This is a genomic window from Isoalcanivorax pacificus W11-5 (assembly GCF_000299335.2).
GTDB classification, from domain to species: Bacteria; Pseudomonadota; Gammaproteobacteria; order Pseudomonadales; family Alcanivoracaceae; genus Isoalcanivorax; species Isoalcanivorax pacificus.
In genome coordinates this window covers 1,247,830-1,266,263 of record NZ_CP004387.1, presented here as the reverse complement: position 1 = coordinate 1,266,263, position 18,434 = coordinate 1,247,830, and the positions used below count along the sequence as shown (strand labels likewise).

14 protein-coding genes are annotated in these 18,434 nt (G+C 56.5%); 5 read left to right on the top strand and 9 right to left on the bottom strand.

All coding sequences use genetic code 11. The annotated features are described in order from the left end of the window. Positions 1-60 precede the first annotated feature (60 nt). Positions 61-306 (bottom strand): hypothetical protein, encoded by a 246-nt coding sequence (locus S7S_RS19800; RefSeq protein WP_008737841.1) that lies wholly within the window; start codon positions 304-306, stop codon positions 61-63. A gap of 115 nt (positions 307-421) precedes the next feature. Here S7S_RS19800 and radC point away from each other — a divergent pair, with 115 nt between their 5' ends. Both radC and S7S_RS05620 read left to right on the top strand, forming a co-directional pair. Further along, complete coding sequence (gene radC, locus S7S_RS05625; protein ID WP_008737840.1) at positions 422-916, top strand: RadC family protein; 495 nt, start codon at positions 422-424, stop codon at positions 914-916. 93 nt (positions 917-1,009) lie between these two features. Beyond that, positions 1,010-1,969: a DUF932 domain-containing protein gene (locus tag S7S_RS05620; protein ID WP_008737839.1), complete on the top strand. Its 960-nt coding sequence runs from the start codon at positions 1,010-1,012 to the stop codon at positions 1,967-1,969. 157 nt (positions 1,970-2,126) lie between these two features. On the opposite strand, the gene S7S_RS20095 is transcribed toward S7S_RS05620, so the two are convergent. After that, entirely contained in the window at positions 2,127-2,255 is a 129-nt protein-coding gene (locus tag S7S_RS20095; RefSeq protein WP_274544716.1) for a hypothetical protein, read from the bottom strand. A gap of 322 nt (positions 2,256-2,577) precedes the next feature. Between S7S_RS20095 and S7S_RS18780 the strand changes: the two genes are divergently transcribed. The 3 genes from S7S_RS18780 to S7S_RS05605 all read left to right on the top strand — a co-directional run bounded on the left by S7S_RS18780 (position 2,578) and on the right by S7S_RS05605 (position 5,076). Next, entirely contained in the window at positions 2,578-3,078 is a 501-nt protein-coding gene (locus S7S_RS18780) for a hypothetical protein (protein ID WP_008737838.1), read from the top strand. Next, entirely contained in the window at positions 3,075-4,076 is a 1,002-nt protein-coding gene (locus S7S_RS05610; protein WP_035204985.1) for a YqaJ viral recombinase family nuclease, read from the top strand. Before S7S_RS18780 ends, S7S_RS05610 begins: the two co-directional genes overlap by 4 nt. Before the next feature lie 106 nt (positions 4,077-4,182). Next, positions 4,183-5,076 carry a recombination directionality factor gene (locus tag S7S_RS05605; protein ID WP_008737836.1) on the top strand — a complete coding sequence of 298 codons (894 nt, stop codon included), beginning with the start codon at positions 4,183-4,185 and terminating at the stop codon, positions 5,074-5,076. On the opposite strand, the gene S7S_RS05600 is transcribed toward S7S_RS05605, so the two are convergent. The 7 genes from S7S_RS05600 to S7S_RS05570 form a co-directional block, all read right to left on the bottom strand. Beyond that, positions 5,073-5,405: a helix-turn-helix domain-containing protein gene (locus tag S7S_RS05600; RefSeq protein WP_008737835.1), complete on the bottom strand. Its 333-nt coding sequence runs from the start codon at positions 5,403-5,405 to the stop codon at positions 5,073-5,075. The genes S7S_RS05605 and S7S_RS05600 overlap by 4 nt on opposite strands. 271 nt (positions 5,406-5,676) lie before the next feature. Next, complete coding sequence (locus S7S_RS05595) at positions 5,677-8,910, bottom strand: DEAD/DEAH box helicase (protein WP_008737834.1); 3,234 nt, start codon at positions 8,908-8,910, stop codon at positions 5,677-5,679. Beyond that, complete coding sequence (locus tag S7S_RS05590; RefSeq protein WP_035204982.1) at positions 8,903-10,717, bottom strand: phospholipase D family protein; 1,815 nt, start codon at positions 10,715-10,717, stop codon at positions 8,903-8,905. The genes S7S_RS05595 and S7S_RS05590 overlap by 8 nt, the downstream gene beginning before the upstream one ends. After that, on the bottom strand, positions 10,711-11,940 hold the full coding sequence (locus tag S7S_RS05585; protein WP_008737832.1) for a DUF6361 family protein: 1,230 nt from the start codon (positions 11,938-11,940) through the stop codon (positions 10,711-10,713). The genes S7S_RS05590 and S7S_RS05585 overlap by 7 nt, the downstream gene beginning before the upstream one ends. A 49-nt stretch (positions 11,941-11,989) precedes the next feature. Then, the gene (locus tag S7S_RS05580; protein WP_202966528.1) at positions 11,990-13,573 is read right to left on the bottom strand and encodes a DEAD/DEAH box helicase; all 1,584 of its coding nucleotides are present in this window, start codon (positions 13,571-13,573) and stop codon (positions 11,990-11,992) included. Between the two features lie 25 nt (positions 13,574-13,598). Beyond that, a complete protein-coding gene (locus S7S_RS05575) occupies positions 13,599-16,250 on the bottom strand; it encodes a hypothetical protein (RefSeq protein WP_035204975.1) in 2,652 nt (883 codons plus the stop codon). Beyond that, on the bottom strand, positions 16,250-18,412 hold the full coding sequence (locus S7S_RS05570; RefSeq protein ID WP_008737831.1) for a DNA methyltransferase: 2,163 nt from the start codon (positions 18,410-18,412) through the stop codon (positions 16,250-16,252). Before S7S_RS05570 ends, S7S_RS05575 begins: the two co-directional genes overlap by 1 nt. Positions 18,413-18,434 lie beyond the last annotated feature (22 nt).

The window sequence follows — 18,434 nt, the reverse complement described above, 5'->3', positions numbered from 1 at the left end:
TGCCCCAGCTGCCGGTCCGTCCGGATCGCAGCCAATCACACAGGCCGTAAGGTCTGCACCTCAGTCGGTACGGTTGCCGGTGCGGCCAGCGGTATTGCCGCTGCCACCTCCGGCGCTCGGATCGGCGCCACCGTTGGCGCCCTCGCCGGCCCTGCCGGCCCTGCCGGCTCTGCCTTGGGCGGACTGGCTGGCGCCCTGCTGGGCGGTCTGGTCGGTGGTGTTGCCGGCGGATCGGCCGGTGCCGCCCTCGGTGATTTCGTCGACGAGAACATTCTCGATAGCTTCGAGTGTATGGAATGCGGACACACCTTCAGCGTGGACACTGACTGACCCTGTCGGTGCCTGCTGATCGATTCCACCTCTCTACCCCATCAACCTATTAGCCCGCCTCGTGCGGGCTTTTTGCCGTCTGGAGGACCTTATGGCCAAGACGCCTTACGTCAAGAACGATCAGGGCTTGTACCGGGTCCGGGGCTACGTCAGCCAGGACACTCTGGTTCAGATTGCTGCTGACATCCTGCTGGAGAGCCTCGCCGGTCAAGAGAACCTGACCAAGCCCGAGGATGCCGCCCGCTTCCTGCAGCTGTCACTGGCCAAGGAGAAGAACGAGCACTTCGGGGTGCTGTTCCTCAATAACAAGCATCAGGTGATCAGCTTTGAGCGGATGTTCACCGGGACCATCGATGGCGCTGCCGTATATCCCCGAGTGGTGGTGCAGCGGGCGCTGGAGCACAACGCGGCTGCAGTGATCTTCTCGCACAACCACCCGTCCGGCTGCGCCGAACCGTCCGAGGCAGATCGCTCCATCACCCGGCGACTGACCGATGCACTCAGCCTCGTCGATGTCCGAGTGCTGGATCACTTCGTTGTATCCCAAACCCATTGGGTCAGCCTGGCCGAACGCGGCTGGATCTGACCTTCCCTTGTCCCCAATGCGACCAATTTCGTCGTGATGCCCTGTCATGCTGGGTATCCGTCGTTGCTGGTCGCCTGATTCAGGAGATTCACCATGGCACATCAAGTTGAACAAATGGCCTTTGTTGGCCGCACGCCCTGGCATGGCTTGGGCAACAAGCTGGCGGAGAAGCAGCCGCTGGAGGTCTGGATGACGCAGGCTGGTTTGGACTGGTCTATCCACGAAACCCCGGTGCGCTTCATGAGCGGCAACAAGGGCCACCTTGGAGAGATACTCTCCTTCGATGACCACAAGGTGCTGTACCGCTCGGACACCCATGATCCTCTGTCCGTGGTTAGCCAGCGCTACCAGGTCGTTCAGCCCCGGGAGATCATGGAGTTCTACCGCGACCTCACCGAGAAATCTGGATTCGAGCTGGAGACTGCTGGCAGCCTCAAAGGCGGTCGCAAGATCTGGGCGCTGGCCAGAACCGGCCAAAGCGGTGTGATCAAGGGCAATGATCGCACCGATGCCTATGTGCTGCTGGCAACGGCTTGTGACGGCACGCTTGCCACCACTGCGCAGTTCACCAGTGTTCGGGTGGTGTGCAACAACACTCTGGCCGTGGCACTCAATGGCCAGTCGCAGTGCGTGAAGGTGTCACACCGCAGCGTGTTCGATGCTGAGGCCGTGAAAAAGAAAATGGGCATTTCCGTGTCTGCCTGGGATGACTTCATGTACAGCCTGAAGACGCTGAGCGAGCGCAAGGTGAAGCAGTCGGAAGCCGAGAAATTCATCCGTTCCCTGTTCCAGCCACGCCCCGACCAGGTAGAGCAGAAGGCCAACGAACGTGCCATGGGCAAGGTCCGCGCCCTGTTCGACGGCGAAGGTCGTGGGGCACATCTGCCCTCTTCCTGCGGCACTGCTTATGGCCTGCTAAATGCCGTGACGGAGTTCGTGGATCACGAGCGGCGGGCGCGCAGTGATGATCACCGGCTTGACTCAGCCTGGTTCGGTCAGGGTGCATCTTTGAAGCAGCAAGCACTCAGTAAGGCCCTCGCACTGGCTGCCTGATACGACACTTTCAACGAGCACCTAGGGCCCGACAGTAGAATGTCGGGCTGCTTACTTCAAGGGAGCTCCGATGACTGTGGAGCGCCGAATTCATGTAGCCGAAAGAGTCAGCACGTGCCGCTAAATTGTTTAGTAGTTTTTAACTTATTTTTCACGGTCAGTCTTCATACGACTCATCATCTTCGTCTTCTTCGCTCTCAATATCCTCGGGATGCAGATCTTCCCAGTCATAATCTGTATGTGCGCCATCTTGGTCGTACTCATAACCATCAACTGTTCTACTCATAAAACTCTCCTTAAGCCCAAACAAGGCGATATCGTGAATGCACTCACCCACCTAGCTGCAGAGACGGTGAATGCCTTTACTTTCCATACCCCCCTGTCTTTTCAAGATATCAGATATTCTGATCATCCTAGAATACTTACGTTGAGAGACTTTTAATATATAAAAGCTATCGCTGCGCGGACAACTTCATAATAGTTTTAATACATACCATCCTTTAGGCACAGACTAAAACAACGTAATCGCTCTATCTCCGGAATCCTGCCCAGCCATCCGAAGCCCGACCGGGAAACCGGCCGGGCTTTTTGCCGTTAAGGAGCAAACCATGACTACCAACCAAACAACCGCCGAGCAGCCCACGCAGGCGGGCGCCCCACTGCCGCCGATTTCCCCCCATCTGGCCGCAGTCTGGGGCGCCTTCCTGCACGAGGGGATGATGCTCAATTCCGCTGATATCGAACGCTCCATCCGAATACTGGATCTCTGGGGCAACGGCTGCATCGAGCTGATCCAGTCGGTGTGTGAGTACATCCCGGTGATCTGGCAATACGCCCAGCCCTACTGGGACCAACCTGAACCATTCCCTGGCGTGTTCGAGTACGAGGTGGTTTCCATTCTCGGCGAGCAGATCTCCACTCACCTGCTGAACCACGAAGGCAATCTACCGAGTGATCGCGAGTTCGCGCAGATGGCCAGCGAGTTGGTCACGCAGTTTTTTTCCCAGGGTGACACACCGCCCGACCCACCTGCCGGGAAGGGGCTTATGCCCCTCTCGGTTTCATCTTTCCTGGACGCAGCCCGTCGCTGCTTTGGAGGTAGCCCGTGAGCACATCACGCATACGAGACAACGCTCAACGGCCAGCGCTACGCCTGGTCTCCACCAAGGGCATGAGCCGCGAAGACTGGCTCAAGGTCCGCAAGCAAGGCATCGGTGCCAGTGACGCAGCAGCAGCCTGCGGCATCAGCCCGTATCAGTCACAGCTGGAGCTGTGGATGATCAAGACCGGCCGCGATCAGGATCTGCCGAAAGTCGATCCCGGTGACATGACCTCACCCATGTACTGGGGCAACGTGCTCGAACCCATCGTGGCCGAGCACTACAGCCGCAAGACCGGCAACAAGGTACGGCGTATCAATGCCGTGCTGCAGCACCCGGACCCGGACAAGGCCTGGATGCTGGCCAATCTGGATTACACCGTGGTCGGCAATGACGAGGTGCAGATTCTGGAGTGCAAGACGGCCGGAGAGTTCGGCTCGCGCTTGTGGCGTGACGGGGTGCCTGAGTACATCCAGTGTCAGGTACAGCATCAGCTGGCCGTCACCGGCAAGCAGGCAGCCGATGTCAGCGTCCTGCTCTGCGGTCAGGATCTGCAGGTGTTCCGGATTGATCGCGACGAGGAAGTGATCAGTCGCCTGATCGAGCTGGAGCGGCAGTTCTGGCATTACGTCGAAACGGATATTCCGCCTCCGGCAGATGGCAGTGATTCTGCAGGCCGGGCTTTGCAGGCGCTCTACCCCAGAGACGCCGGCACGGTGATGGATCTGTCTGAGGATCTGTCCCTCTGCGGCGATTTCGATGAGCTGATCGATATCCGCGAGAAGCTCTCCCGGCTGGAACAGCGGGAATCCGCCCTGAAGCAGCGCATCCAGGAAACCATGGGCGATGCCAGCAAGGCGGTATTCGCCAGCGGAGAAGCCAGCTGGAAGCGGAGTCAGGACAGTACCGTGCTGGACACCAAGAAACTGCTGCAGGCACACCCGGAACTGCTCAACGAGTACAGCACTATCCGCGCCGGCTCACGACGTTTTCTGATCCGCACCTGATCCACCTACCTGACTACCCACTTACCCGCCTACCCACGGCATAGAAGGCACCCGGCTTCGCGCCCGGTGCCGTTTTTTTATTTTTTGACCCAACAGGAGACACACCATGATCAAAGGCCTCGCCATTACCCCACCCATCATCGGCCGCATCAGCATTGGCCGGGTGATCGAGAAGAACGGCAAGCGACTGCCGGAGAAAGATGATCAGTTCACCGTTACCACCCAGATCCAGAGCAAGGACGGCTGGCTGCTGCACCCGCTGGACGAGCAACTGCGCAAGGACGCTCCGGGCAACAAGCTGCGGGCCATCCCGGTACGCATGCTTTTCAACGACCCCGACCTGAACCTGCGTGCCGAATACTCGCTGTTCGACCGCCAGACTGGACGACCACTGTGTGTCGGCGATGGCGAGCTGTGTCGCCGGCAAACGGCTGAAGGTTGGGAGCACCTGCCCTGCCCCGGGCCGGACCAGTGCGACATCGGCAAACAGGGAGGCTGCAAGCCCTACGCCCGGCTCAGTGTCCGTATCGGTGACGATGAGGATCTCGGTGTGTTCGTATTCCGGACCACCGGGTACAACAGTATCCGCACCCTGACGGCGAGACTGCGTTACTACCACGCCATCTCTGGTGGCCTGCTGGCCACCCTGCCCTTGTGTCTGCGACTTCGCGGCAAGAGCACCACCCAGAGCCACCGGGCGCCGATCTACTACGTGGATCTGACCACCCCGGATAACCTGCCACTGAGTGCGGCTATCGCTCAGGCAAAGCAGGACTCGGAACGCCTCGCCATGGAAGGCCTCAGCCAGAACGCATTGGACGAAGCTGCACGAGCCGGGTTCTGCGCTGCGGCATTCGAGGTCTTGGAGGAGGAAGGACTGCAGGTAGTCGAGGAGTTCATGCCGGAAAGCGAGGATGAGCAGACCACAGCACCCGAGAATCCGGCAGGCAAAGGGGGACTGCGGGAGCGCCTTGCAGAGCGGGCACTCGGGACCGGTTAATCGATCATCTCAAGCAGCGCCTTGCGGCGTCTGGCCGGCAGGCGGCGGAAGGCTCTCAGGAGCTCGGCCTCAGCTTCATTGCGGGTCGTCAGTTTCTCCGGGGCCGATGCCGCCGGTTCTGTCTTGCCACCTTCGCCACAGATCAGGGAGTCCAGAGACACCCCCAGCACCCTGCGGATGGCCGGCAAGAGCCGGAAGCCGAGCCCTTCCCTGCCGTTCTCCCAGGCGGAGATGGAGGCCTTGGTGACATTAAGCTCAAACGCCAGCTGCTCCTGGGTCAGACCCAGTCCGGTTCGCGCTGCTTTCAATCGCTCGGGGAAACCTGCCATGGCAGAGCCTCTCATCTCATGAGCAAGTGAAGCTACGGAATCTCCGAACCACTGTCGTATTGCATTACTTGACTTTCAAGGTATGGTTTTTCCATACTTTTGGCGTACTGGATTTCTGCACCCCGTGTGCGCGGCCAGAACTACTGGGAGCACCGGTCACGCCTGTCGATTCAATGGCGGGTAACACCGGATAAAGAAAAGCAAAAACAAGGATATACATCGGGGATGGCCAATTCGGTTCCAGCGACGCCCTTCAGCGCGTCAATCGCCCTCACTGACGTTGGCCAGACGCTGATGTAGGTAGAACTGGCGTGTTTCCCTCGGTGAATTCATCATTCAAAAACGTTTCCGGTGGCTCAAGCGAGATCAACCAGTCGGCTAAATCTGCTGACTCATGGTTACCGTTCTGGCTAAGGCTGAACAGCAGATCCTCTTGGCGGGGTTGACCAAAAACCATCCGATAAAGGGCCAAGCCTTGCTTCAGTCGTTTTAGCCTCCCAACTTCTTTGCTGTATGGAAGTAGAGGTATACGGCGCTCAACCCGGGCGGAACCATCTTCGAAGATCCAATATGGGATGAGATCGGAGTGCCCATTAGACTTTTGCTGGGCCGCGATATGGAACAGGGTCTGCCACGGATCACCTTCCTCAAACGCCTCGGAAAGAGCAGTCAGACCATATCGTTCCGCGATATTCTTTCTGACCGCATGGCCTTTGTAGCGATGAACCCGCCCTTCGCGCTGTTCAAGGTCAACGGGATTGGAAGGCAGGTTCCAATGGACCACCGCATGGCACCAAGTGTGAAAGTCCAACCCTTCCTGGCCAATTGAGGTCGACGCTAGAACGAAGGGACGAAACGGTGAGTTGAAGGCATCCCGCACTGAATCGGCGCGAACGAGAGCCTGGTTGTTGTCGTCCCGAATATCCCCGAATCGGAGCGCGAAACGACAGCGGGTGCTGAAATCGTCAAGAGCAAAGCCGTCGCCCGACATCTTTATTTCATCGATTCGAATCTGTGCGGTCCGCAGTGACAACACCGATTGGATACACTCGGCGATGCCAGTCACTTGTTCTTCCGGTGATCGATCTCGGAGACCCAAAGACTCTCGAAGGACATGCACGTATTCGTCGAGCACCGATTGGAGATTGCCGTCAATACCGTACTGAAGCGTTAAACGCCAATAAGTGTCTTCGCCGGAGCCTCGCAGCATGGCAATCGTTTCAGGCATATTGAAAAGAGATCTGAAGCCGGATGCGATTCTGGCGGCGGCCGAAAGAAGGTTCGGGTCGGACACGTCAAGTTCGGCACTGATACGGCGAAGTGCTCTCAAGGCACACACGCCAGGACCAGCAAGGGCCAGATCGCAAAGCACATCGACTAGATCTTCCGGCTGAGGGCCGAGAGGAATGTTACCCTCTGCCATGCTGACCAGCAGGTCGATGTGATCTTTGAAGCGAGTGCCAGATTCATGGTCCGGTGTAGCGGATCTCCATCCCGAATGGCTCTTACACCAGTCCAGCAACCCGTTATGAGAATCGAGTAAAACGGGAGCCGCCCAATACCATCGCTCATCAGCTCGCGTCCCTTCCCCGGCACGAGGCAGGGTTTCGACCAAACTGCGGCAGGCAGCCCTAACCTCGCTCCTCAATCTCTGGGCGTCCACTGGCCCGCTTCCATGGCGACATGCAATCTCGAGCGGATCGATCTTGGTGGCAAGTGTTGGGGACGGCAACAACCAAGCAATGACAGGCATACCAGTAAGGCGATTATCGTTTGAGGCTACCGCAAACCGCAGCAATGGCTTGATCTTGTCATAGAGCTCGCTGTGGGAAACCGAGGTTCCGGCGATCATCATTCGCTCGGCTTCATAGGAGCAAATTGACGCAACCGCGTCCGGAACTGCGCTCCAAGAGGAAAACACAAGGGCTTTGGTCAAACCATCCTTGTCCTGGTATGCACCACCTGGCTTGATATACGGCATGGACGGCGGCATCCATAAAAGCTGCCACATGCCCTTATCAATAGTGTCTTCGAAGAGCAAGCGCATCCTTGGATTGGCAAGATCGAGAGCCTGATAGCCCTCCAGTTTGTCCTTCGTCAGCAACTGTCCATTTGCCGATAAAAGAGTTCCGCGAAGAGCATCTGAAGGGTCATTTAACTGGGCATCCAGCTTATGTCTCAGCTCGTAATGTTTCAGAAAGTTGATCAAGTAAGGCGCAGACTTCCAGTATTCAATTGGTTCCCCTGCTTTCACGCAGATCGCCACTGCGTCAACGGTCGCAGCGTGCCGAAGATCCGCTGGCGTGAGGGGAGCCGTCCGCTCGATCTCGGTCAGCATTGAGTTGTGATCACGAGTCGTCGCGACCCGCTCCGTTCGGCACATGACTTTCAGGAGCGCTCGTTCAAGTTCGGCCTTTTTTCCCGGATGACATACGGAGCCCTTTGCGCAGGCGTGGAGCGTTGTTCGATGCTCTGACAAAAGACTTTTGACCTCGTCGACCTTGCCGGAATCATTGAAGAGGAAGTTCAGTGTCCTAATGAAATCTGGATAGTGATCGTCCTCGTCATTCTCCTGGTCGAGGGTGAACATCTTGTAGGGCGTTGCAGACAGCAGGAGAACGCGAACGTCGGGATGTTCAAAGAGCGCGGTCGCCAGCATGGAGGCTTCATCATCGCCGTCCAGCAGGTGCTTGAATCGTTGAAATTCATCAAGGATGACCAAATCGGGCTCAAGCGCGGAAAGGCACACTGACGCCAGCTTGCTTCTGAGTTTTCCGATCAGGTCGTAGCGAAGCTCAGAGTCCTCCCAAGGAATTCTGCTGTAGTCCCGGTATCGGGCAAAGCGTTCACAGCCTTCCTTCAAGGCCGCATACAGTTCGGCATCCTCAAGAACTGCCCGGCGGAAGGCCTTGGAAAGGTCTGTATCCAGATCCTCTGCTGGAAGGTTTTTGGCCTTGGCTCGCCAGTTATACTTACCTGCTGTCGCCTGAAGAATGTTGAGGAGGCCTACGCGCAGCCGTTTGCGCCGTTCATTTTGCGCCAGGGGCAAGTCGTACAGCATCCGATAGAGAATTGCCCGTTCGTCGGCATGCCCGCCTCGACTGCGGGCATGGTCGAAGGCTGTACCAGGCGTCAGGCTGATGAAATTTACCTTGTTCTGTCGCAGCGAGCGTACTTGCCTGGGCAGGTACGTCAGTCGCGTAGCGATAGAAAAACCATCCGCGTCGCTGACATTGAGCCGATTGACATTTTGGGTCGCGATGGCGGCATTGGAGCAGATGTAGATCACATCCACCCGATCCACCTCGTCTTGAAGGTGCTCCAAGGTCTTGGCAATGATTCCCCGGGCGACTAGCGTTTTCCCGAGTCCAACTTCATCGGCGATCAGAAAACGGGAAGTTGGCTCATTGCCATAGAGCCGCTTGAAGACGTACTCCACGGTCTTCCTCTGGAAATCTTTCAGACCAGCCAAGGCGGGAGCAGATAAAAAGCAGTTGCTATGCATCACGCCTCCCGATGGCAGACTCAAAAACCGTCCAGAGGTTTAAAAAGTCCTCGGGGATAATCGCATTCTGGCTTCCCTGGGACAGATCGCGAACCAGCCCCGAGATTTCCGATAGTCTCTCCGGGTGTCGGCTGTACGTGCGGGTCAGCTCTTCCAGTAGAGGGATATCTTCACCATCTGCCAACCGGGCCAACCATTTGGCAAACCCGGAGCCACTACCTGGATCAAGTCCGGATACCTTATCATCCCCCAGCAACAGCAGGAGATAACGCAGGAATCCCTCCTGATTACTGATCACGGTTTGCAGGATCGCAGAGTTACGTTCTTCAGGAACGCCGGTAACGGGAACATTCAGAACGAACCGGGCCGAAACATCCGGATGGTTGGCCTTAAGCTCAAACGCGATGAGCCCCGTTACAGAAGAGGCGGAGAACTCTCCGAGGCCGATCCCACAGTGAGCATCGCCGTTAAGAATATCCACCGCGAAGTCCCGAGTAACGGTTATCGGCCATGCAATAGCACTGACGATCCCATCAAGGGATGGGATTTCTCCTGTCAAAACCATTGCCCACAGACCGTCCTTCGATCCCGGACTGCATTCGATGGACAGGGCTGTTTCAGCTATCCGGGAGCGAGCCCTCTCAACGGATTCCTCAGCCGCCTGCCGGAGCGCATCAATCTCTGCTTCCTTGCTCGTGTCAAAGTCGACAAGATATTCACCTAATCCGTCAGCGCCAAGAAGCTCGTCGATGCCGCCGACTTTACTCTTCCGGCCAACTAGCCCGACCAGAATCTCGACATTCTTCGAAGCATTCAGCGCCGCGTTGGTTGCATTCGCAGACCCCATGATCACATGGGTGTAGTCTGAATAGTACCTGGTCTCAAACAGATAGACCTTTGCATGGAGGCCGGTCGCAAGCGGCTTTTCGATGGCATCGTCTTCCTCGCCATCCTCGGTTTCCGCCGCGTCGTCCAGATGGAGAGATTGCGTGAAGAGCTCGAGAGTCTCCTTCTTCAGGGCTGACAATGACTCAGGGCGTGAGATAAGGGCATCAGCGGCCTTGGTTTTTTTCGTCAACGCCCGCAGAGCCTCATCTGAACAGAACGGTGAGATGACGGCCATCCGATTTGCCATGGGAGGCTCCCAGTCATACGCTTTCGTTCCCGGAAGATAGAAGGTCAGCTCGTCAAAGCCGTCGGGGAGTTCCCACTGGACTCGATGCAACTCGTCCGCGAATCTGAGCGCTTGTTCGCTCCTGCCGGGCTCTGTTGTTCCGGTGGCCAGATCAGGAAGCGTCTTGAAGAAATGAGCCAGCGGTTCATTTGATTTGGACTTCCGGCCCGCAATCGTCCCTTCGAGCTGAAGTGACAGGTCCCAGGACTGATCGGTGGTCATATTTCTCGTCAGGACAACCAGACGGTACATCGAGCTGCTTTGATCGGGACTGACAAAACGGATTGCCCAGACTTTTGGATGGAAGACGCCTCCGCCAGGGGCCGTTACCTCGACGACCATTTCCTCCAGAAACCCAAACAATGGATTGGGCTTGGCAATCTGGGGCACTTGAATCCGTCCTCGTTGCACATAGACAGTGATTCGTTTCGAGTACCTGCGGATGGCTTCAAGCACAGACAACGGATCAGGATCGGTCTGACCATCCGCCGCCATTAATGCCAGGTAGACAGGTGCCTCAAGCAGTAGCGCTGGGTCCATCGAAAAGGTGGTCGCAACGGCCTCGTCAAAAATCATCCCCGGCGGTGGGGTCAATGCAGAGGTATAAAGGCTCCGGGAGTTTGGGTTTAGCATTTCTCCTCCCGGCTCATCCCCTGGTACAGGTCGTTCAGAAGCACCTTCACATTCGGCCAGCGATAGACAAGTCTTCCGACGCCGGAGTACCCGCCCCACTGCTCGAGCGCCCTCTGGTTCCTGAATCGGGAACGCGTGCCTTTGAGTTTCATTTCCCTTCTTTTGATCAGGGTGAGAGCATCTGCGTTAGTGAGGAGGTCATTGGGGGACCTCCGGGTATGGTCGATCCACTGCTGAACGAAGAATCTCGTTTGCGGAGTGATGGTGTGGCCATGATCCATGGTCAACTCCCAGAGGCGGTTCACCGACCAGGAGCGAATTTCCTCCAGGGAAAGATTTGCGGTCCATTCATCGAAATTTGCCTGATGCTCGGCGACAAGGTCTTCATGATTTCGAAGTCTGGCGAGCTGAACATTGTACGAGAGCGCCGCTCCATGCATCACCTCCGAGAACAGCCGTGCATGGGTCAGGAGTTCTTTATGCTGTTCGGAAAAGCGGCCGTAGTCCGGATGCTCCCATGGAGCTTGGGTGTCGGCGGGTTCGCAGTGCAGTGCCAAGAACGAGAGGAGACTGTTGGGGCAAGCGACATGGATGCGATCCCGAACAAATTCGGCTTCTTCTCTGGATAAAGCGAAGTTCACCGCCCCCGGAAAATCTTCCGGAGGTGCTGGCAATCGAGGATGCCAACTAAGAGTGGCCATCCGCTGCTCAACATCGATGTCGTCTCCCCGTGCCTTTGCGTCTTTCTCAAGAGCCGTCAGGGTATTCCGGCCACGGTATGTTTCGTCGATGCGCCTGTGATATTCGTCCTGCGAGAATGGCGTAATGCGTATTCCCCAGACACCGAGACCGGCCCAGCAGACGGAGCTGGGCAACCGTTTGAGCCTCTTTCCTGCGGTCTTACCAAAGACGCCAGCCTGATCATCGGAATCCATCAATGGCTGAACCAGGTCTCTTTCCAGCTTGTCAGCCTGGATCGAAAAACTCTCTGCAGGTAGTCGCTTCTCTTCTAGCGAATGGTAAATCCATGGCACGAAAAGCATGTAGCGAAGGCGTGTCTGGATCGTGCTTGTTCCTGGAAACAACTGATCGGCAAAGCTGTCCCGCACGGAGCCGAGCCCAAGCTCGTCACGACTTTCCTTTTCCTGGAAAAGGGAAAGGATGCGAAGCGTGCGTTCCCTTGCTTTCGAGTCATGATCAATCCATGCAAGGACGGAAGGCATCTTTCAGTACTCCCCCCCTACAGCCACAAATGGATCGGCGTTGATTGCATCAAACTCCATTCTCGTATCGCCCCCTCAATTTGCATCTCATGGTCGACAGAGCACCGCGTTCAAAGAACGGCAAGTCGATGGTGTCGCATACCGAACTGCAATATTGCTCGGCAAAGAGCTGCAGGTGAGCGGCGTCACGAGCCAAGTCCGGATCGGATGGCAGATACTGGAGAAGCGCGTCGCTGATAAGCATCACAAACTTGCTTCTCGCCCGGGTCAGCGTCACATTGAATCGTCGTGGGCTTAGGATGAACGCATCTTCAGACGCAACAAAATCCCGGTCGGCCACCACATAACTGGAAAGGATCAGGTCCCGCTCCTGACCCTGGAACCGGTCTACGGTGTCCACAAATGGAGGCGGGTCCATCGTCATACCGGCTGCGTCCACGAGCAGATTTCTGATGGATGCCATCTGGGCTCGGTGGGGAGTCACAATGCCGATTTTCTGCGTCCAAAACTCCTGGGCGCTTACTCCGGACTGTTGGGCGTCGACCAGCTTCTTGTACAAAAGGGTCAAAGCGGAAACGATCTGCGCCTCAAAAGGGTTCGATAACGTATAGGTGTTGGCGGAATAGCTGATCACCACCACAGGGCAAGCCGGGTCAAGAATGCGGAGAAACTCGTCGGACCATGGCAACTGCTCAGGCCAGTCGGCGGGTCTTCCATCAATATTGATGGCGAGATCCAGCTTTCTCTCGGGGAAGAACGCTTCGTATTCGTTCTTATAAAAACGCTTACAGGGCCATGCGGAAATTTCCACGTTGGTCCGGTAGTTGTGTTTAAGCTGCACCGGGGTGATGCCGTGGGTCTCCTTCATGTAAGAGAAAATGCAGTCAAACAGCCCTTGAACGCTATCCTTCATCTGGAAGCCGTAGATCGGCCCAAGCTGCCGGTCGTCACCTGCAAGGACAACATGCCCATCAGACTTCAAAAGCAGAAAGTAGGCCGCAGCCGCAGCAACCTGAACCTGTGATGCCTCGTCGATCACCAGAAGATCAAACCATTCGGCTGTCGGCTCGCTATCCTGGTGGTCTTTCTCGGCAAGTCGTCCAAGTTGTTGCCAGGTGCCCCCCACGATGATGATCCCGGGAGCGTCGCCTTTCAGGGCATTCACAAAACCCTGAGCCCTTGCAGAGGTCCTCGGCATATCTTCGATCTGATCACTCAAGGGGGGTGCGGAGGAGTCGCTCCTCACCCTTGTGACACGAACCGGACAAGCTAACGCTCCGACCGAGGCCGTCCGTCTGTTGATCAGTTCCAGGACTTCGTTGAGGACGTTATCGATAGCGTTGTAGTTGCTGGACCCGATACCGACACGCAGCGGAGTTCCCGCCTCGGCGTAATGTTCAATCCACCCAAGAATAGTCCCGGCCAAGACCGTGGTCTTTCCTGTACCCGGCGGCCCCCAAAGCAAAGAAATCCTGTTTCCGAATGCATCGTGAAAAAGGGATTCCTGCTTTTCGTTAAAGGCATCCTTCAGATATGGTGTTACCTTCGCGTACAACTGGTTGGTGTCGGCGAATGCTTTTCCTGCTGCCAGCGAGCCGGGGGTATACATCAGGCTATGGGCTGGTTCGGTCATTTTTGTCGGTCTCTTAGCCATTGCCTTACCTCCGCTTCCTGGCACGTTTAATCGGTGCTGCCTTGCCGCCGACAGACCTCAATGCTTTTTCTATCCTGTCGCTCGAGAAATCCCGGTACATCGGATCGAGGACAAGCGGTGAGTCGAGCGCCACGAGTCCTTGGGCGACGGCAAACTGAAAGAGCCCCTGGTGCCCCGGCTTAAGAACCACATAGGGATTGTCCTGCATGGCCTCCAACCGAATGACCTCTACCTGAAGCAATGCCCCTATCGACTTGTTCGTCATCCACCGCTCGGTCAGGCCGTGTTCGCCCAGCAGTTCTTCTGCATCCTGGAAGCCCAGTCCAAGTCGCCGACGCCACGGTTCGTCGAGATCCACGTATTCATTCTCGTTGGATAGGGCGACGGTAAATTCGCCTTCCTTGATTCTGGAATCCCTGCTGGTCGGAGAAAAATCGAAAACATAGAGCGTTTCGGGTTGGTACTGTGGATTCGCGAACTTGATCTCATCGATGATCGGGTCAGCCTCTGCTTGAGGCTTCAAGGTCAACCCGCGTATCGAGAAAAACCTCGCCTCCCGTTCATCGACGGGCAGTGAGCGAGTGTTCCGGTTCTCCATTTCCTGGCACGCGACATTGAGCTTCTCAAAAGCGATCAGGCTTCTTGCCGCCTCTGGAACACTTGCCTGGGAGGATCGTGCGGCAGAGAAGCCGCTCTTTTTTAGCACTAACCGGTCTTTGTAGTTTTCACGCAGTCGCCGGACGATGTGCTGCAAAGCTTGCAGGTGAACCTTCGTGGCCCGCTTAATGCCATCGTAGAGTTCGTCCCGGGTGTAGCGTCTCCACTTGGATGGGTCAGTAGGATGAAGTTTATTGAAATGGCGAACGAAAATTTTGTCCTGCCACAGCTCATAGGCCCGTTCGAATGGGATCTGATCGCTCATTGGGGTAGCGAACCCAAAAGGCAGATCGAATTTATACGGGGTGCCATCCTCCCGAACATTTGGGAAGAAACTGTTCGCTGCATCAAACAGGGAGTAATCGTGGGCAACCGGCAGCCCAACCAGCATTCGAAGAACTTCCTTGACGATGGTACCTGGCTGAGACTTGAAAGCATCCGGATCGGGCAACAGGCTGTCCGGGGGGAAGAATCGGGTAAGTACCTCGATCAGCTCGATCACGTCAGGGTTCTGCATATGACGCTCGAACATGCGCTTGAGCTGACGCACCTCCAGCATGTCCCAGAAGAAGATGTGGGAAGAGAGACGGTCACGAGCCGGTAGACCTGTGTTGACGGTCGACACCTCATCTAACCACTCAGAAACCACGGTCGCAAATTCCTTTAGCCTCTCGCGCTCCGTTTCCGGGTTCATCGCATCGACACGGTCGACGATGAAAATTTTTTCGTCCGTCACCGGAGGATCGCCGGGTTTGCGGCCGTGCGGAAAATAGAGCCGCGCCGCGCCCAGGGCAAAGGAGATACCAGAGCCCGGGTCGAAATGAATCGTGATAAAGATGCTTTGGTCAGTCCAGGCAGGGATCATCGCGCTGCGCCGCCCATCGACCGGTAAGGGTGCCCCCTCGGTCAGGGAACGGGCACGAGTGGCCAACGCTGGCCCATCCGCCCGCAACTGGTGGCTGGAGTCGATAACGGATTGCCAGCGATCATCGGCGGTAGTCACGGCTTCGGTCAGCTCCGCTGTAGAGGTAATGCCATTTGAACGGAGCAATTCCGCCTGCCCCTGATTGAGCCAGGCCAGCCGGGAAAGATGATCGTATTCGGATGCCTTGTCTCGGCAGTAGCGAACGTAGTCGCAAAGCTGGCACTTGGGACCGACATGCCAACTGGCATCCTCCATATTGGTCTGTAGAACCCGGAGAAGGCGATTCTCGAAAAACTGCTTTACGTGGACTTCATAGACTTCATACGGAACCCGAATCAGCGTTTCGCTGAGGGCCTCGGAAACGGGATCTGCGGCTCCCTTGGCCTGATTAAGCTGGACCAGGTTCCTGAACGCATTGATGTCGTGGCTTCCTGGCCAGATGGTGCCTTCCGCCGAAACGGCATATCTACCGCCAAGTCCCTCTTGCTGGATTGCTGTGGCCAACGCCAAAGCGTAGTAGGTCACCTCTGTGAAGTGCCGGAGGGATGGCTCCGCAGCCATTTTCACATCAATGATATGGACTTCGTATTCAGGCACAGTCCCATTGCCGATCAGCGGCGCACCAGTACCGCCTGGACGTATCCAAAGGATGTCCGGGCGCACTCTTACCTGGTCGAGACCGAAATCGTCGTATGCCTTTTGAAGACCGGGAGTAATGTTTGTGGGAACCGTGAATTCCGCCTCGATAATTGCCTGAGGTGGTTCTTGTTGCCGGAGGATGTCAAAAAGGTTCTGGATCTTCTTGAAGGGCTTCCGTCCCAGTAGATCATCGACCTTATCCTCGAGAAGGAACACAACTTTCCCATCATCCGAGGTGTCGATCAGATCCTGATATTTGTCGGCTTCCCAACGCCGCCCGGCTGCTTTGATAAGTTCAATACCAGGGCGCTTGTAGGTTTCGGCCGAGACCCCAAGTGAGTCCCTTTCAGCATCACTGGCCAGACGAAACCGGAGAAACCGGTCACAATCGAATTTGAATGTTAGGGCAAGCGTTCCTTTATCGAGTTTCGCCATCACAACTCTCCCGGGGTTGGTATGTTCTTCAATGCATCCGACATCGGTCGTGTGCTGGTATCCGCCTCACCTAAGAAACCTCTACTGACGACCAACGCCCGAGCCAAATTTGTGAAATCAGGTATTTTGAAGCCGATCCGTTTATAGGCGGACAAGGCCTCAAAGTGAGATTCCGCCTCCACGACAGCGTCTTTGAAGGCGGTTTCGCTGATGACCGGAACACCCCTCTTAATGACGCCTTTCTTCTTGCGACAGACCAGCACCGCGTCCCACTTGATGGTGCCATCGTAAGTGTGAAGGCCTCCTTGGCCTTCGCCACGCATGGGCAGCACTTTGGTTACCGAGAGTCCCGAATGAAGCAGAGCCGTGCCGAGAGCATCCCACGCCGATGCGAGTTTATGGTGGTAGGTGAACACGCAGATCCCATCCGGCTTGAGCACTCGATTGCATTCCATGAAAATCTGCTGAAGCCGTTCCTGGTATCCCTTGATAGCTTCGTCGGACCGTCGCGTGATGGCCAGGTTCTGCAGTATCGGAGCCGAAGTGGCGTTGTCGTCATACGGGGGCGGTGCGATTCCCAAAGCCTGATGCCAGGCCAAATAGAAGTCCGAGAGTTCCGAGTAGCTCAGATTGTCGAAATACGGTGGATCGGTCAGCACGAGATCCACTGAGCCGTCCGGTAGTAAGTGGAGCTCCTCGGAAGATTGGGTTTCAATCGCCGCCGTGGCGCTGCCGCTCAATACATCATCGACTGAGCCAAGACAGGCTTGTTCGCGCTCGAAATCATCTTCATAACCGACTCTGGCGCCTTCCGGATGCAGCTCCTGGGGCGCTTTGGCAAAGGCAATCGCCTTTGATATTTTCCGGACCGTGTTGATGAACGTCCCCCGTCCAACGCCATCCTGCCAAGGGTTCAGCTCGACCGGACGAGTGATGTGCCGGTATGAGTGAATGGAGAACATTGGGCTCGTTCGGCGATAGCCAAACGCATAGGCCGTGTACATGCAGTTCGTGGTGAGATGTTCACTGAAGGCCAGCTCAAGGCAGCGCCGCGCCTCATCGCTTTCCGCTCGGCCGATGGCCGAACCGAGAAGGTGCAGGTGGAGCTTCTGCCGGTCATTGAAAAAGTCTGCGTAATGCCGAATCCCGTGGATTAGAGGTCGACCATCTGAGCGCCCCTCGCGGGGAATGCTTCTTGTCGGCACAAGCAAGCCATCCCCGATCATCCGCAGCTTACGGGTGGCTCGGTCGTACAACGCCTGGTCCGCCTCTTCGACGCGCTTGAAATGCCTGGTGCAGTTCTTGCCGGTTCCGACCAGATACTCCTGGGCAAAGAGCCTCCAAGCGGGACGTTCGGCACCGTCAAGGTCGTCCGCTGCGATCTTTTGTGTGTGCTTGCAGGTCGGGCAAGTCATGATCCCGTTGCCGTGCGTGCCCGCGCTGATAGTGGTGCGCTTGCCGCAAGAGCAGTGCAGCACCTTGCGTTCAATCGGCAATTCGTGGACCGCATGACAGTCCTTGCAGAATACCCACTGCAGGCCCTTCTCTTTGGAGTAGGCCAGTTGGAAATGGGGATGGAGCTCTACAACGTTCTGGCAATTCGAGCACTGCTTCACCTGGACCCAGAAATGATGAAGAACATCCCGTTCGACGCCGTCCACCATAGTCCGATGCAACGGCATAATGAGTTGGGCGATCTCATTGCAGATCTGCTCGATTTCCGGGTAGTGATCCTCCATCCGGGAGGCGGCCAATTCAAATCGGGTAATAAAGGTCGCGATCGGGTCGATATCAAAACCAATCACCCGGGCGTTGCAGCGCATAGACTCCACCAAACTTGTCCCGCCGCCGATGAAGGGATCGAGAACGACAGCGCCATGCACGGAGGTTTTGCCGAGATAGGTATTCCAAAAGGCATCAGCCTTGTCAGGGGGAAGGGTCAGCGCGGTGATAATCGAACGGAACTGAGAGCCCACCCGGCGAGCAAACCAGCGGTGGACCCGATACAAAGGATTCGAACTCTGTCCTTCACGCAGGGCAAGCTCGGCGATTTGGGCAATGGGAATGTCGCCCGCCTCCAGCAGGGTACGGGCAGGCCAACCGCCAAAGGTGTCGCCTCTGCGGTTTTCAATGATCTGCTTTGCCTGACCTGTTTTAGCCATAGAGCCCCATTTCCATCCCTTT